Consider the following 16,183-nt stretch of genomic DNA (forward strand, 5'->3'; position numbering starts at 1 on the left):
CGTGACTTCGTCATATCCGGGCTCCATCGGTTGAGACAGAGCAGGACGCTTCACACCTTAACATATGGTCCTATTTCCGGGGTCCACTTCAATCGTCACCTTCTGGAATTTCATCGCGATGGCGGCGGCCACGATCGGCGTGCTGTATTTCGTCGAGAACAAGGAATTCGCGGGCTTTCTCGTGATGTTCCTGATCCTGTTCGTCACCACCGGCATCGGTAATGGCTCGACCTACCGCATGATCCCCTCGATCTTCCGCGAGGAGAATCTGCACAAGGCGAAGGGGACGGGCGATGAAGGCCGGGCTTTGGCGCTCAAGACCGCCAGCATTGAGAGTGGTGCAGCGCTGGGCTTCATCGGGGCGATCGGTGCCTGCGGCGGCTATCTGATCCCGAGCGGCTTTGGCAAGTCGATCGCCATCACCGGCGGACCGCAATTGGCGCTTCTGTTCTATCTCGGCTTCTACGCTGCCTGTCTGGCGCTGACCTGGGTGTTCTACCTGCGCAAGTCGCCGGAGACCGCGCACGCGCCGAGCTTGGCCCAGGCGCGCATCTAACCACGCCAACCTCGGCGAACCAGAGGGGCTCGCCGAGGCGACCGAGGTCGTTGCTCGCTTCCCCGTCCCGGCGATCGGGTCGGGAAGCTGCCGGAAAGTCCAAGAAAGTCCAAGCTGGAGGAGCATCTAATGACACCCGCCCAAGTCAAGCTCGTGCAGGACAGTTTTTCCAAGGTCGCACCGATCGCCGACCAGGCGGCGGTGATGTTCTACGACCGGCTGTTCGAGATCGCCCCGCAGGTCAGGGCGATGTTTGCCGACGACATGGCCGAGCAGCGCAAGAAATTGATGGCGACCTTGGCCATCGTGGTGAGCGGGCTCTCCAATCTTGAATCGGTCCTGCCCGCGGCCAGCGCGCTCGCGATCCGCCACGTCGGCTATGGCGCGAAGCCTGAACATTATCCGGTGGTCGGCTCGGCGCTGTTGGGGACGCTGGAGAAAGGACTCGGCGATGGCTGGACACCCGAAGTCGCCGCCGCCTGGACCGAAGCCTACGGCACCTTGTCCGGCTACATGATCAGCCAGGCTTATGGCCGTTCCCAGGCCGCGGAGTGAAATTTCGTGAGTGAGCCGCTCGTCATCGTCGGCAACGGCATGGCCGCCGCGCGGCTTGTCGACGAACTGGTCAAGACCACGCTCGGGCGCCACGCCATCGCCGTGATCGGCGATGAGCCGCGGCTCGCCTATAACCGCGTGCTGTTGTCGTCGGTGCTGGCGGGTGAGACCGCATCGCACGAGATCGAGCTGCGGCCGGCCGGTTGGTGGCGCGATCGCGGCGTCACGCTCAAATATGGCTGCGTCGCCACCGAGGTCGATGTCGGCCGCCGCGAGCTGAAGATCGAGGGCGAGGAGAGCGTCGAGTTCTCCCGCCTGGTGTTCGCGACCGGCTCGTCGCCGCTGCGGCTCAACGTGCCCGGGGCGGAACTCGCAGGCGTGCACACCTTTCGCGACAGCCGCGATGTCGATCTTCTCCTGACGCTGGCAGCGCAGAAGAAGCGCGTGGTCGTGGTCGGCGGCGGCCTGTTGGGACTGGAAGCGGCCTACGGCCTTGCCAAGGCCGGCGCGGCGGTGACGCTGATCCATCTGATGGACCGCCTGATGGATCGACAGCTCGACGCCCCGGCGGCGGCGCTGCTGAAATCACTGGTCGAGCGCAAGGGCATCGAAATTCTGCTCAATGCCAATACCGCGCGCATTCACGGCACCGCGCGGGTCGAGGGCGTCCAGCTCGCCGATGGACGGTCGATCGCGGCCGATGCGGTGATCTTCGCCGCCGGCATCCGGCCCAATGTCGCTCTGGCCCGGGACGCCGGCATCAAGGTCAATCGCGGCATCGTGGTCGACGACCATCTGCAGACCAGCGCGGCCGGCATCTTCGCGCTCGGCGAATGCGCCGAGCATGCCGGCATCTGCTACGGCCTGGTCGAGCCCGCCTATGAGCAGGCGCGGGTGCTGGCGCGGCATCTCGCCGCCAAGGACACCGCCTATCGGGGCAGCGTGGTTTCGACCAACCTGAAGGTTTCCGGCGTCAGTGTGTTCTCCGCCGGCGATTTCGTGGGCAGCGACGGCAGCGAGTCCATCTTGCTGAATGACGTCAGGCGCGGCACCTACAAAAAGCTCGTGGTTGCCGATGGCCGGCTGACCGGCGCGGTCCTGATCGGCGATGTCGGTGACGCGCTCTGGTATCTCGAATTGATCCGCAATCGACAATCGATCGCGAAAATCCGCACGGCCATGATGTTCGGCCGTTCGCTCGCCCTTGCCCCCGAAGCCGCGTGACCAATGTGCCTCCCATGAGCGCTGCTCTCACCTCCGTCGATCGCACCGCTTGCGCCACCCGCACCACCTGTCCCTATTGCGGTGTCGGTTGCGGCGTGCTGGCCACCCCCGACGGCAAGGGGGGCGCCGCGATTTCCGGCGATCCCGAGCATCCCGCCAATTTCGGCCGGCTGTGCTCGAAGGGCTCGGCGCTCGGCGAAACCCTCGGCCTGGAGGATCGGCTGCTTTATCCGATGATCCGCTGCAAGGGTGTGTTGGAGCCCGTCGCGTGGAGCGACGCGCTCGACCATGTTGCGCACCGGTTCAAGCACATCATCGCCCGCGACGGCGCCAAGGCGGTCGCGTTCTATCTCTCGGGCCAGATGCTGACCGAGGACTATTACGTCGCCAACAAGCTGATGAAGGGTTTTATCGGCTCCGCCAATGTCGACACCAATTCCCGGCTGTGTATGGCCTCGACGGTCGCTGGCCATCGTCGCGCGTTCGGCGCCGACACCGTGCCGGGCTGCTATGAGGATCTCGACGAGGCCGATCTGTTGGTGCTGGTCGGCTCCAATGCGGCGTGGTGCCATCCGGTGCTGTTCCAGCGCATGCTCGCCAACAAGCAGAAGCGCGGCGCGCGGATGGTGGTGATCGATCCGCGCCGAACCGATAGCGCCGGCGACGCCGATCTGTTCCTGGGCGTGAAGCCGGGCACCGACACCGCGCTGTTCAGCGGCCTCTTGGTGCATCTCGCCGACATCGGCGCGCTCGACTGCGACTATATCAAGTTTCACACTACGGGGTTCGACGAGGCGCTGGCGCGTGCGCGGAGCATCGCCGGCAGCCCGGCTGCCACCGCGCTTGCGACCGGGCTGTCGGAAACCGATGTCGCGGCCTTCTTCAGGATGTTCCGCGAGACCGAGCGCGTGGTTACGCTGTATTCGCAGGGCGTCAACCAGTCGGCGCAGGGCACCGACAAGGTCAATGCGATCCTGAATTGCCATCTTGCGACCGGGCGCATCGGCAAGCTCGGCGCCTCGCCATTCTCGCTCACCGGCCAGCCCAATGCGATGGGCGGCCGGGAGGTCGGCGGCCTCGCCAACCAGCTTGCCGCCCATATGGGTTTCACGCCACCCGACATCGACCGCGTACGGCGGTTCTGGAAGGCGCCGCGGATCGCCACTCATGAGGGGCTGAAGGCGGTGCAGATGTTCGAGGCGATCGGGCGCGGCGAGATCAAGGCGCTGTGGGTGATCGGTACCAACCCGGCGGTGTCGCTGCCCGATGCCGATCGCGCGCGGGAGGCGCTGAAGAAGCTCGAGCTGTTCGTGGTGTCGGAGAACGTCCGCTCCAACGACACCGTGGCGGCCGGCCCTCATGTGCTGCTGCCGGCGCAGGCCTGGGGCGAAAAGTCCGGCACCGTGACCAATTCGGAGCGGCGCATCTCGCGGCAGCGCGCCTTCATCGATCCGCCCGGCGAGACCAGGCCGGATTGGTGGATCGTCAGCGAAGTGGCGAAGCGGATGGAGTTCGGCGCTGCGTTCGATTTCAAATCAGTGGCCGACGTCTTCCGCGAGCATGCGGCGTTGTCGGCGTTCGAGAACAACGGCGCCCGCGACTTCGATATCGGCGGCCTCCAGGCGCTGTCGGATGAGGCGTTCGAGGCGATGAATCCGGTACTGTGGCCGATGCGTGAGGACGACAGCCGGCAGCAGGAGCGCTTCTTCGCCGACGGCCGCTTCTTCGCCCATGACCGCAAGGCGCGCTTCATCGCCCCCGACGTGCCGGCGCTGCGCGCCGAGACCAATCCCGGACGGCCGCTCCGGCTCAACACCGGCCGCATCCGCGACCAGTGGCACACCATGACTCGCACTGGCCTGAGCCAGCGGCTCGGTGCGCATCTGCCCGAGCCGTTCGTCGAAGTCCATCCCGCGGACGCCGCGAATTTCGGCGTCGTCGACGATGGTTTCGCCCGTATCGTCACCGATTACGGGCAGTGCATCCTGCGCGTCAAGGTCAGTGACCGGCAGCAGCGCGGCGCGCTGTTCGTGCCGATCCACTGGAGCGAAGCGAACTGTTCGGGTGGGCGGATTGGCGCGCTGGTGGCGCCGTTCACCGATCCGTTTTCCGGCCAGCCCGAAAGCAAGGCGACGCCGGCATCGATCGCGCCTTACGAATACGTCTTCCGCGGCTTCGTGCTGTCGCGCAGGCAATTGCGTTTGCCGCCGAACCTGTGGTGGGCGCGCGCCACCGTCGCCGGCGGCCACGGCTATCTGTTTGCCGACAATGGCGATCTATCGCGCTGGCCCTCCTGGCTCGAGCAGGCTGCTGGCTGTGATCTCGCCGAATATCGCGACTTCGGCGGCGGCGTCTATCGCGCCGCCTTGTTCGCCGGCGAGCGCATCGAGACCTGCCTGTTCGTCGGACCGGCGCACGACGCCGGCGACTGGAATGTGGTGAAAACCCTGTTCGCGGCCGAGGCGCTCGACGACGACCAGCGCCGCCTGCTGCTGTCGGGCCGCTCGACCGAGGGCATGGCGAGCGCGGGTCCGATCGTCTGCGCCTGCTTCGGCGTCGGCCGCAACACGATTTGCGGCGTGATCACGGCCGGCGCCCGCACCGCATCGGAGATCGGCGCAAAACTCAAGGCCGGCACCAATTGCGGCTCCTGCATTCCGGAACTGAAGCGGCTGATCGTGCAGACCGATGTCACGGAGCAGCGCCGGCTGGCGATCGCGAATTGACGATTGCGAACTGAGTGGCGCTGCGGGCGGGCTCCACAATGTCCTCGTGGCGGCGCGATCTTGCTGGTCTCGCCCTGCGAAAGAGCGTGGAGCGCGAGCACTGTAGCTCGGAGGATCCCAACGAACCGATCGACGCCGCCTGTGATCTGCGCTATGCTGCCGCCATCCTGCCAGCACAGGTAAAAACAAGAAAATGCTCTATCTGGAAGCGCCGCCACGGCTGATCGAGACGGAAATATTTTCCTCGATGCCGGATCGGTTCAGGCGCAAGGGTGTGCGCACCGAATGGGCCGACGCCAACCGGCCCGGTCATCCGATCGACTGCTTCATCGAGGGGCCGTCGTTCGACGCGGACGGCAACCTCTATATCGTCGACATTCCCTTTGGCCGCATCTTCAGAATCGCGCCCGATGGCACATGGTCGCTCGCGGTTGAATATGACGGCTGGCCGAACGGGCTCAAGATCGCCACCGACGGCCGCATTCTCGTCGCCGATTACCGGCACGGCCTCATGGAACTCGATGTCGAGGCGGCCCGGATGCAATCCGTCCTGACCTCCCGCAACTCGGAATCGTTCAGGGGCTGCAACGATCTGCATATCGCCAAAAATGGTGACATCTTTTTCACCGACCAGGGTCAGACCGGCCTGCACGATCCGACCGGGCGGGTCTACCGGCTGTCGGCGAGCGGACGGCTCGACTGCCTGCTCTCGACCGGCATTAGCCCGAACGGTCTCGTGCTCGATGCCAATGAGACGGTGTTGTTCGTGGCCATGACGCGCGACAACGCGGTGTGGCGCCTGCCGTTCATGAGAGATGGCAGCGTGTCGAAGGTCGGCCGCTTCTGTTCGATGTTCGGTGCGAGTGGTCCTGACGGCGTGACCATGGACGATTCCGGCCGGCTGTTCGTCGCGCACGCCTCGCTCGGTCATGTTTTCGTGTTCGCCGCCAATGGTGAATTGATCGCGCGCATCAAGTCCTGCAGAGGCTCGACCTGCACCAATGTCGCGATCGGCGGAAAGCGGCGCGATCGTCTCTACATCACGGAATCGGCGACCGGCACGGTGCTGGTCGCGGACATCGGGTCTCTCGATGCCTCATTGCAAAGAGCGTGAGCGACGAAGCAATCCATCCATCCGGTCGGAAGCATGGATTGCTTATGGAGCCTGTCATTGGGCGCGCGTTGGCGCGACGCTGCGACTCGCAATGACGAGTCTGGGCAAGCATTAGAGGTTCAACGTGAGACAACAGCAATTCGGTCGTTTCGGCTCGAGCGTGTCCGTGATCGGGCAGGGCACCTGGTATCTCGATCGCGGCGACCGCAAGGGCGCGATCGAAGCGCTGCGGCGCGGCATCGATCTCGGCATGACCCACATCGACACTGCGGAGATGTATGGCGATGCCGAGCTTGTCATCGCTGACGCCATCGCCGGCCGGCGCGACGAGGTTTTTCTGGTCTCGAAGGTGCTGCCCAGCAACGCGTCGCGGCGCGGCACGATCACCGCCTGCGAACGCTCGCTGAAGCGGCTGAACACCGACCGGCTCGATTGCTATTTGTTGCATTGGCGGGGCTCCTATCCGCTGGCCGACACGGTCGCCGCGTTCGAGGACCTCGTGCATGCCGGCAAGATCCGGTCCTGGGGTGTCAGCAATTTCGATGTCGGCGATCTCGATGAATTGCTCGAAGTTGCCGGCGAGGGCCGGATCGCCTGCAATCAGGTGCTGTATCATTTGCAGGAGCGCGCCATCGAGCACGCGGTAATCCCGTGGTGCGACCGGCACGGACTTGCCGTGGTCGGCTATTCGCCATTCGGCCACAACGATTTTCCCGCGTCGCGCAGCAAGGCGGGCGAGCTGTTGAAGAAGATCGCACAGACGCATGGCGCGTCCGAGCGCCAGGTCGCGCTGGCGTTCCTCACCCGCGCGCAATCCGTGTTCGCGATTCCGAAAGCGTCCACGGCCGAACATGTCGCCGACAATGCCGCCGCCGGAGATCTGAAGCTGAGCGAAATTGAAATAGCCGCGCTTGACAAGGCGTTTCCGCAAGGGCCCAAGCCGCGCCATTTGCCGATGCTGTGACGCACAAGATTTATGACGAATGATTTCTGCAATCCCGCATATCGGCTGCCTGGTTTCGGATCTTGTGGTCGGACTCCCGTTGTCGTTGTGTGAGTGCTCGCCGATTCGCTTCATTAAGCGCCCGAGTTTCGCCCGTGACACCACCAACCGCCGCAGCCACGGGGCTGGACAGCGCAGTCTTGCCTGAGCCAGTGCCCTTGCGTGAGCCTTTGCCAGAATCGCCTTTGTCCAAAGTGTCTTTGCCGTCGAAAAAATCCGCCTCGCGTCATGCGCCGGTCCGCGCCGATCATCCTTTCAAGGGGATCGCGCTGATCCTGGCCTCGACGGTGTTTCTCGGGATTTCCGACCTTACCGCGAAATATCTGTCGGCAAGTCTACCGTCGGTCGAGATCGCCTGGATCCGCTTCCTGGTGTTCACGCTGATCATGCTGCCGGCGATGGTGCCCCGCAGCAGGCTGTTTGCCCTGCGCACGACTTGCCTGGGCTTGCAGCTGATGCGCGGTGCGGCGCTGCTGGGCTCGTCATTGTTCTTCATCACCGGGCTGCGCTATCTGCCGATCGCTGAGGCCTCCGCCACCAGCTTCGTGTCGCCGCTGTTCGTCACTGCGCTGTCGATTGGGCTGCTCTCCGAGAGCGTCGGCATTCGCCGCTGGCTCGCGACCGCTACGGGCCTGGTCGGCGTCCTGATCATCCTGCGGCCGGGCACCAGCGCGTTTCATGCCGCCGCGTTCTTCCCGCTGGTCTCGGCGCTGTGCTGGGCCTTTACGCTGGTCATGACGCGGATGATGAGCGGGCGAGAGCATTCGGTCACGACCATGACCTATTCGTCGCTTGCGGGCCTGGGTATTCTCTCCGCACTGGTGCCGTTCGTCTGGATCGCGCCGAGCTGGCACGACATCGCTTTCGGGCTCCTGGTCGGCATCGCCTCGACCACCGGGCAATGGATCGTCGTGCTGGCGTTCCGCTATGCGGATGCCTCGGTGCTGGCGCCATTTTCCTACACGCAGCTGATGTGGGTCTCGATCCTCGGCTTCCTGATCTTCGGCGAGGTGCCGGATCACTGGACCGTAGTCGGCGCCGTCTTCATCGTCTCCAGCGGCCTGTACACCGCGCATCGCGAGCGGGTGCGGCGCTCGCAACTACTGCAGGCGACCGGCGAACTGTCGCCTAATGCGTAAGTTCACACCGGCAGCGCGATGGAATATTTCACCTGGCTCAGCGCGAAACTCGACTCGATCGAGGCGATGCCGTCGAGCCGCGTCAGCTTGTTCTTCAGGAACGCTTCATAGGAGGAGAGGTCGGCGGCGACCACGCGCAACAGATAGTCGCGGTTGCCCGTCATCAGGTAGCATTCCAGGATTTCCTCCCATTGCGAGATCGCCTTCTCGAAGCGATTGAGGTCTTCCTCCTTCTGCCGCGCCAGCTTGATCGAGATGAAGACGCTGACATGCAGGCCGACCGATTTCTGGTCGACGGTCGCGATGTAACGCGTGATGACGCCGCGCTGCTCCAGGAGCTTGACGCGGCGGTGGCACGGCGAGACCGACAGCCCGACCTTGTCGGCGAGCTCCTGCATGGTGATGCGGCCGTCCGATTGCAGCAAGGACAGGATTCTGCGGTCGATGGCGTCGAGCGTCGTCATTGGGACAAATCTGCCGATTGATGCCAATTGTTGAGATAATATCCTAATTTAGGCAGATATGGCGCGAAAATTTGGGATTTTTCGTGACCAGCACAGAGTTAACATCCGGATAAGTCCGAAGCTTGGGAGGGCCGCCATGGCGATCGATAACAGACGCCTCGAACTGTTGTCTGCGCTGGCCCGCAAGGTGCTGTGGCTGTCGTCGTGGACCATCCATCACGCCAACCACATCCGCCCCAACAGCGACGGGTTGAAGGTCGGCGGTCATCAGGCGTCCTCGGCCTCGCTCGCCACCATCATGTCGGCGCTGTATTTCAGCGTGCTGCGCCCGGAGGACCGCGTCGCGGTCAAGCCGCACGCGAGCCCGGTGTTTCACGCCATTCAATATCTGTTCGGACGGCAGACCCGCGACAGACTGGAGAATTTTCGCGGCTTCACGGGTGCGCAGTCCTATCCGTCGCGCACCAAGGACACCGACGACGTCGATTTCTCGACCGGCTCGGTCGGACTCGGTGTGGCGCAGACGCTGTTCGCCTCGCTGGTGCAGGACTACGTCAAGGCGCATGGCTGGATGAAGCAGCGTCGCGAAGGGCGCATGATCGCGCTGGTCGGTGATGCCGAGATGGATGAGGGCAACATCTTCGAGGCCCTGCTGGAAGGCTGGAAGCACGGTCTGCGCAACACCTGGTGGGTGGTCGACTACAACCGCCAGAGCCTCGACGCCGTCGTGCGCGAGGGGCTGTGGGAGAAGTTCGAAACCATGTTCCGCAATTTCGGCTGGGACGTGGTCATCGTGAAATATGGCAGCCTGATGCGCGAGGCCTTCGCCGAGCCTGGCGGCGAGGCGCTGCGGCGCTGGATCGACAGCTGCCCGAACCAGATGTATGCCGCGCTCTGCTTCCAGGGCGGCGCCGCGTTCCGGAAACATCTCGAGGACGAGATCGGCGATCAGGGCGAGGTGTCGAAACTGATCGGCCGGCGCAGCGACGACGGACTGCTGGCGCTGATGTCAAATCTCGGCGGTCACGACATGGCGAGCATGCTCGAGGCCTTCGAGGCGATCGATCACGATCGCCCGGTCTGCTTCATCGCCTACACCATCAAGGGCGTCGGCCTGCCGTTCCAGGGCCACAAGGACAACCATGCCGGTCTGATGACGGTGGCCCAGATGGAAAAGTGGCGCACCTCCCAGAATATCCGCCCTGGCCATGAGTGGGAGAAATTCGAGGGGCTGGCGCAGGATAGAGCCGAGCTCGAGGCGTTGCTCGCCGGCGTGCCGTTCAATCGCGGGGAGCCGCGGCGGTTGTCCGCGCCCGTGATCGAGGTGCCGGCAAAACTTGCCTTCGCGCCGTCGCCGCAGATGTCGACCCAGCAGGGTTTTGGCCTCGTGCTCAACGAGCTTGCGCGCGGCAACACCGAGCTTGCCGCGCGCATCGTCACCGCCTCACCCGACGTCACGGTCTCGACCAATCTCGGCGCCTGGGTCAACCGGCGCGGGCTGTTCGCCAGCGCCGCAACAGCCGATCTGTTCCGCAGCGAGAAGATTCCATCGACCTTCAACTGGGATGCGTCGCCAAAGGGCCAGCACATGGAGCTCGGCATCGCCGAGATGAACCTGTTCATCCTGCTGTCGGCGCTCGGGCTGTCGCATCACATCAATGGTGCGCGGCTGTTGCCGGTCGGCACGCTGTACGATCCCTTCATCGAGCGCGGCCTCGATGCGCTGAACTATGCCTGCTACCAGGATGCGCGGTTCATGGTGGCGGCGACGCCCTCGGGCATCACGCTGGCCCCGGAGGGCGGAGCGCATCAATCGATCGCGACGCCGCTGATCGGCATGGCGCAGGACGGGCTGGCGTCGTTCGAGCCGGCCTTCGTCGACGAACTCGCCATCATCATGGGCTGGGGATTTCTGCACATGCAGCGTGATGCCGGCGAGGGCGGTTCGGTCTATCTGCGGCTGTCGACGCGCAGCATCGAGCAGCCGCAGCGGCAGATCGGGCATAACCTGCGTGAGGCCATCACCGACGGCGCCTATTGGCTGCGCGCGCCCGGGCCCAACGCCGAGGTCGTGGTGGCCTATACCGGCGCGGTGGCGCCGGAGGCGATCGAGGCGACCGGCTTCATCGGCGAAAGCCGCCGCGATGTCGGGCTGCTGGCGATCACCTCGGTCGACCGGCTGCATGCAGGGTGGACCGCGGCGCGAAAGCTGCGCCGCGATCGCCGCGGCGTCGAGCATCTGAGCCATATCGAGCAATTGCTGGCGCCCCTGCCGCGCGACTGCGGCATCGTCACCGTGATCGACGGCCATCCGGCGGCGCTGGGCTGGCTCGGCAGCGTGCGTGGCCACCGCGTGGAAGCGCTCGGTGTCGAGCATTTCGGCCAGACCGGCACCATCGGCGATCTCTACCGTCACTACGGCATCGATGCCAACGCCATCATCGACGCTGCCGAAGTCTTGACCGCCGGTGCACCCGTGCTGCATCGCAAAATGGCGGTTTGAACCTCGACGCGGTCATCCCGGGGCGGGCGAAGTGCGAGCCCGGAATCCATAACCACCATCGTGAGCATGGATTTGGGCCTGTGCCGGGAGGCGCATCCCGGAATGACGCCAAAGCCTTGCGCGCGTCACACCCCCGACCTTACATGCAGCGTAGCCGCATCGCTGGCGTCCGCATATGGCGGGTTCAATCCAGGGGGCTTTCGTGCAAGGATGATTGCCGAACGCTTTCCGTTCCCCCTTTTACCTCCGCCCTGACATCAAGAGGTTTCCGATGGTCAACCGCATGCAATTCTACATCGACGGCGCCTGGGTCGATCCCGTCGTCAAGAAGTCCACGCCCGTCGTCAATCCGGCGACCGAAGAAGCGATGTATGAGGTTGCGCTCGGCTCCAAGGCCGACGTCGACAAGGCGGTCGCTGCCGCCCGCCGCGCCTTCGAGACCTATTCGCAGACCAGCCGTGAGGAACGCATCGCGCTGCTCTCCAAGATCATCGAGGTCTACAAGGGCCGCATGAAGGAGATCGGCGCCTCCGTCTCCGACGAGATGGGCGCCCCGTTGCCGATGGCGGAAAAGCTGCAGGCCGGCGCCGGCCTCGGCCATCTGATGTCCACGCTGGACGTGCTGAAGAACTATCATTTTGAGGAGCCCTATGGCAGCGCCGTGGTGCTGCGCGAGCCGGTCGGCGTGGTGGGCATGATCACGCCCTGGAACTGGCCCTTGAACCAGATCGCCTGCAAGGTCGCGCCCGCGCTTGCCGCCGGCTGCACCATGATCCTGAAGCCCTCGGAATTCACCCCGACATCGGCCTTGATCTTCGCGGAGATCCTGCATGAAGCCGGCGTGCCGAAGGGCGTGTTCAACCTGATCAACGGCCTCGGTCCCGAAGTCGGCGCCGCCATGAGCGAGCACCCCGACATCGACATGATCTCGTTCACCGGATCGACCCGCGCCGGCGTCGATGTCGCCAAGCGCGCCGCGCCGACCGTGAAGCGCATCAGCCAGGAACTCGGCGGCAAGTCGCCGAACGTGATCCTCGACGATGCCGACCTGACCAAGGCGGTGACCGGCGGCGTCATGCACATGTTCAACAATTCCGGGCAGTCCTGCAACGCGCCGTCGCGAATGATCGTGCCGCTGTCGAAGATGAAGGAAGTGGCCGCGATCGCCAAGGCCGTCGCCGACAAGACCAAGGCCGGCGATCCCCGCGCCGAAGGCACCACGATCGGCCCCGTGGTCAACCGCGGCCAGTGGGACAAGATCCAGGCGCTGATCAACAAGGGCATCGAGGAAGGCGCCACGCTGGTCGCCGGCGGTCTGGGTCTGCCCGAAGGTGTCAACAAGGGCTTCTATGTCCGCCCGACCATCTTCGCCGACGTCACCAACGACATGACGATCGCACGCGAGGAAATCTTCGGGCCGGTGCTCACCATCCTCGGCGCCAAGGACGAGGCGGAAGCGGTCAAGATCGCCAATGACACGCCCTACGGACTCGCCGGCTACGTCTCCGCCGGCACGGTCGAGCGCGCGCGCAAGGTCGGTCGCCAGATCCGCGCAGGCAACGTCAATTTGCAGGGCGTGCCGAACGATCGCACCGCGCCGTTCGGCGGCTACAAGCAGTCCGGCAACGGCCGCGAATGGGGCAAGTACGGCATGGAAGAATATCTTGAAGCGAAGGCGGTCGCCGGCTTCAACGCGGCGTAACCGCTGCGTAGGATAACGATACGGCGCCGGAGCCGCACGGCCGCTCCGGCGTTTTGCTGTCCGGCGCGTCGTTGGCGTCCGGACGCCACACACAGTCGGTGTCGTCCCCGCGAAGGCGGGAACCCCCGAGTGAGCGCCTGCGCTCATCGCGATCCCCGCGTGAGCGCTTGCGCTCATCGCGATCCCGCAGGTTTCGGTTTTGCGAAAAGCGTCTACCGCTTTTCGCTCTCGCGAGATTGCCCGGTATAAGTTCCCGGCGTTCGCCGGCACGACCTGTTGAGATGCATCCCCCATGGCCTCGTCCTTCAAGATCAAAAGCCTGCAAGCGTTCTGCTACCGCTATCCGCTGGCCGTCCCGGTCGTGACCTCTTTCGGCCGCATGAACGACCGCCCGGCGCTGTTCGTGCGCATCGAAGACGAGGACGGCGAACAGGGTTTTGGCGAAGTGTGGTGCAATTTCCCCTCGGTCGGCGCCGAGCATCGCGCGCGGCTGATCAATGAGACACTGGCGCCGATGCTGTGCGGGCGCGCGGTGGCGCATCCGTCAGAAATGTTCGACCATCTCAGCGCCGCGACATCGGTGCTGGCGCTGCAGTCGGGCGAGCAGGGGCCGTTCGCGCAGGCCATCGCCGGCATCGACATCGCATTGTGGGACCTGTTCGCGCGGCGCGCCAGGACGCCGCTGTGGCGCCTGCTCGGCGGCGATTCGCCGCGCATGCGCGTCTATGCCAGCGGCATCAATCCCGAGGGCAGCGTGGCGATGGCGGAACGGGCGATGCGCCGCGGTCATCGCGCCTTCAAACTGAAGATCGGTTTCGGCGCCGAGCGCGACCGCGGCAACCTGCGGGATTTGCGGCGACTGATCGGCGAACTTCCGCTCGCCGCCGATGTCAATCAGGGCTGGTCGATCGATCAGGCGCTGGCGCAGGCGCCGCGGCTTGGGGATTACGCGCTGGCGTGGCTGGAAGAGCCGCTGCGCGCGGACCGGCCGTGGCGCGAGTGGCACGCTTTGAGGGAGCGGATTTCGATCCCGCTCGCCGGAGGCGAAAACATCGCCGGCCGCGACGCGTTCGCGACCGCGGTGGCCGAGGGCGCGTTGAGCGTGGTGCAGCCCGACGTCGCGAAATGGGGCGGCGTCACCGGCTGCCTCGCCGTGGCGCACGACGTCGTCGTCGCCAAACGCAGCTATTGTCCGCATTATCTCGGCGGCGGCATCGGCCTTCAGGCCTCGGCGCATCTGCTCGCCGCCTGCAACGGCGGACTTCTGGAGGTCGACAGCAACGACAATCCGCTGCGCGACGAATTCTGCGGCGCCGTCGCCGACATCAGAGATGGCGAGATCGAGCTATCGGACACGCCTGGCCTCGGTATCGCGCCTGATCTCGCAGCGATCGTGCGCTACCGGACGATGTAGTTCTTGGCGATGTGCCCACCGCCATCATTGCGAGCAGCCAACCGGTCGGCACAAAGCGCCGCCCGATCACAGGCTCCGCGACGAAGCGATCCACCTTTCTCGCGGATGGCGGGATTGCTTCGCTTGCAATGACCTATCCCCCGAGCGCGCCTTGCGTGTTGACATACAGCGCGTAGATCGACTGGCTCGCGGCCATGAACAGCCGGTTGCGCTTCAGGCCGCCGAAACACAGATTGGCGCAGCGCTCGGGCAGCGCGATGCGGCCGATCATGGCGCCGTCGGGTGCGAACACCACCACCCCGTCGAGCTCCGGATCCCCCATGCCCCAGCCGCACCACAGATTGCCGTCGATGTCGCAGCGCATGCCGTCGGGCGTGCCAGGACCGGCGTCGATGAACACGCGCTTGTTGGCAATCGTCTCGCCGTTCTCCGCGACGTCATAGGCCAGGATCTTGCGGTTCGGCACGCCGCGGGACTCCACGATGTAGAGGATTTTCTCGTCCGGCGAGAAGCACAGCCCGTTCGGCCCCAGCACGCCTTCGGCGACGACCTTGGCTTTGCCCGTCTTGCCGTCGATCCGGTAGACATTGGCGTCGATCTCGGGTTCGGCCTTGTAGCCCTCGTAATTGCCGAGCAGCCCGAATACGGGATCGGTGAACCAGATCGAGCCGTCGGACTTCACGACCACGTCATTGGGCGAGTTGAGCCGCTTGCCGTCGAACGAGTCGATCAGGACGGTCGAGGAGCCGTCATATTCGGTGCGCACCACGCGGCGGCCGCCATGTTCGCAGGTGACGAGCCGGCCTTGGCGGTCGCGGGTGTTGCCATTGGCGAAATTCGATGGCTTGCGGAAGACGCTGATCGCGCCGGTTTCCTCTTCCCATTTGAGGATGCGCTGGTTCGGAATGTCGCTGCACAAGAGATAACGGCCGTCGCCGAACCACACCGGCCCCTCCGCCCAGCGCAGGCCCGTCGCCAGCCGCTCCACGGCGGACAATTTCAGCCAATATTTCTCGAAGCGCGGGTCGAGCGCCTGGATCGCGGGATCGGGATAATAGCTTGCCGGGCGCCAACCCTGGGAGTGCATCTGGGACTGAGCGTTTGAATCGGACATTTGCTATTCTCGTCGTTGCGTTTGCTCGGGCGGCACGTGCTATCATCCGCTTGGTCCCGCAGCAAGCAGACGCAGCTCCTGCCGTCATCCCCCGCAAAGGAGGCTGATCCAGCAACCACTGCTGCCGGTGAACACCGAGTACCCCGGCTCAGCGGCCGGCTCAGCGGGGCATGACGCTGACTTTGTCTCGGTTCTGACCGCTCGGCGCTGATCGCTTGCCGCGCTGCGCCCGCCGGGCCATAATCCATCCAATGCTGCAAGAACGAGGGACGAAATGCCACGCATATTGATGACCGGCGCATCGGGGGGAATCGGCACAGCCTTGCGAAGACTGCTGCCGCCGATCTATCCGGATCTCGTGCTCAGCGACATCAAGGCGCCGGCCGGTCTCGGCAAAGATGAAAAATTCAAGGCGGCCGATCTTGCCGATCCCGCCCAGGTCGAGGCGATCTGCGAGGGCGTTGACGGCATCCTGCATTTCGGCGGCTATTCGGTCGAAGGTCCCTGGGAGAACATCCTGCAATCCAACATCATCGGCTGCTACAATCTGTTCGAGGCGGCGCGCAAAAAAGGCGTCAAGCGCGTGGTGTTCGCCTCATCGAACCATGCGATCGGCTTTTATCCGCGCCATCACCATATCGGCACCGACGTGACGCCGCGGCCCGACAG

Annotated in this window: 12 protein-coding genes and 1 pseudogene; 11 read left to right on the forward strand and 2 right to left on the reverse strand. The window is 64.7% G+C overall.

Going from position 1 to position 16,183, the window contains the following annotated elements; all coding sequences use genetic code 11:
- Nucleotides 1–88 precede the first annotated feature (88 nt).
- The 7 genes and pseudogenes from WCB02_RS28980 to WCB02_RS29010 form a co-directional block, all read left to right on the forward strand.
- Nucleotides 89–556: pseudogene (locus tag WCB02_RS28980) on the forward strand (MFS transporter); the annotation flags it as partial.
- A gap of 129 nt (nucleotides 557–685) precedes the next feature.
- Nucleotides 686–1,111, forward strand: a complete 426-nt coding sequence (locus WCB02_RS28985; RefSeq protein ID WP_423963180.1) for a globin family protein — start codon at nucleotides 686–688, stop codon at nucleotides 1,109–1,111.
- 6 nt (nucleotides 1,112–1,117) lie between these two features.
- Nucleotides 1,118–2,335 carry an NAD(P)/FAD-dependent oxidoreductase gene (locus tag WCB02_RS28990; protein ID WP_423963182.1) on the forward strand — a complete coding sequence of 406 codons (1,218 nt, stop codon included), beginning with the start codon at nucleotides 1,118–1,120 and terminating at the stop codon, nucleotides 2,333–2,335.
- A gap of 14 nt (nucleotides 2,336–2,349) precedes the next feature.
- The gene (locus tag WCB02_RS28995; protein ID WP_423963184.1) at nucleotides 2,350–5,061 is read left to right on the forward strand and encodes a molybdopterin-dependent oxidoreductase; all 2,712 of its coding nucleotides are present in this window, start codon (nucleotides 2,350–2,352) and stop codon (nucleotides 5,059–5,061) included.
- A gap of 193 nt (nucleotides 5,062–5,254) precedes the next feature.
- Complete coding sequence (locus WCB02_RS29000; RefSeq protein ID WP_423963186.1) at nucleotides 5,255–6,175, forward strand: SMP-30/gluconolactonase/LRE family protein; 921 nt, start codon at nucleotides 5,255–5,257, stop codon at nucleotides 6,173–6,175.
- A gap of 124 nt (nucleotides 6,176–6,299) precedes the next feature.
- Nucleotides 6,300–7,139 (forward strand): aldo/keto reductase, encoded by an 840-nt coding sequence (locus tag WCB02_RS29005; protein ID WP_423963189.1) that lies wholly within the window; start codon nucleotides 6,300–6,302, stop codon nucleotides 7,137–7,139.
- Between the two features lie 233 nt (nucleotides 7,140–7,372).
- The gene (locus WCB02_RS29010) at nucleotides 7,373–8,317 is read left to right on the forward strand and encodes a DMT family transporter (RefSeq protein WP_423963206.1); all 945 of its coding nucleotides are present in this window, start codon (nucleotides 7,373–7,375) and stop codon (nucleotides 8,315–8,317) included.
- Nucleotides 8,318–8,319: 2 nt separating this feature from the next.
- On the opposite strand, the gene WCB02_RS29015 is transcribed toward WCB02_RS29010, so the two are convergent.
- A complete protein-coding gene (locus tag WCB02_RS29015) occupies nucleotides 8,320–8,781 on the reverse strand; it encodes an Lrp/AsnC family transcriptional regulator (protein WP_423963192.1) in 462 nt (153 codons plus the stop codon).
- A gap of 136 nt (nucleotides 8,782–8,917) precedes the next feature.
- Here WCB02_RS29015 and WCB02_RS29020 point away from each other — a divergent pair, with 136 nt between their 5' ends.
- The 3 genes from WCB02_RS29020 (at nucleotide 8,918) to WCB02_RS29030 (ending at nucleotide 14,400) form a co-directional block, all read left to right on the forward strand.
- Nucleotides 8,918–11,284 (forward strand): transketolase, encoded by a 2,367-nt coding sequence (locus WCB02_RS29020; RefSeq protein WP_423963194.1) that lies wholly within the window; start codon nucleotides 8,918–8,920, stop codon nucleotides 11,282–11,284.
- 271 nt (nucleotides 11,285–11,555) lie between these two features.
- The gene (locus tag WCB02_RS29025; protein WP_423963196.1) at nucleotides 11,556–12,986 is read left to right on the forward strand and encodes an aldehyde dehydrogenase family protein; all 1,431 of its coding nucleotides are present in this window, start codon (nucleotides 11,556–11,558) and stop codon (nucleotides 12,984–12,986) included.
- 292 nt (nucleotides 12,987–13,278) lie between these two features.
- A complete protein-coding gene (locus WCB02_RS29030; protein WP_423963198.1) occupies nucleotides 13,279–14,400 on the forward strand; it encodes a mandelate racemase/muconate lactonizing enzyme family protein in 1,122 nt (373 codons plus the stop codon).
- 133 nt (nucleotides 14,401–14,533) lie between these two features.
- Here the strand turns inward: WCB02_RS29030 and WCB02_RS29035 are convergent, their stop codons facing one another.
- Complete coding sequence (locus WCB02_RS29035; protein ID WP_423963200.1) at nucleotides 14,534–15,514, reverse strand: SMP-30/gluconolactonase/LRE family protein; 981 nt, start codon at nucleotides 15,512–15,514, stop codon at nucleotides 14,534–14,536.
- Nucleotides 15,515–15,788: 274 nt separating this feature from the next.
- Here WCB02_RS29035 and WCB02_RS29040 point away from each other — a divergent pair.
- Nucleotides 15,789–16,183: NAD-dependent epimerase/dehydratase family protein (locus tag WCB02_RS29040; RefSeq protein WP_423963203.1), on the forward strand; the 395-nt coding region annotated here is incomplete at its 3' end.

This window comes from Bradyrhizobium sp. (assembly GCF_049581145.1).
Taxonomy (GTDB): Bacteria; Pseudomonadota; Alphaproteobacteria; order Rhizobiales; family Xanthobacteraceae; genus Bradyrhizobium.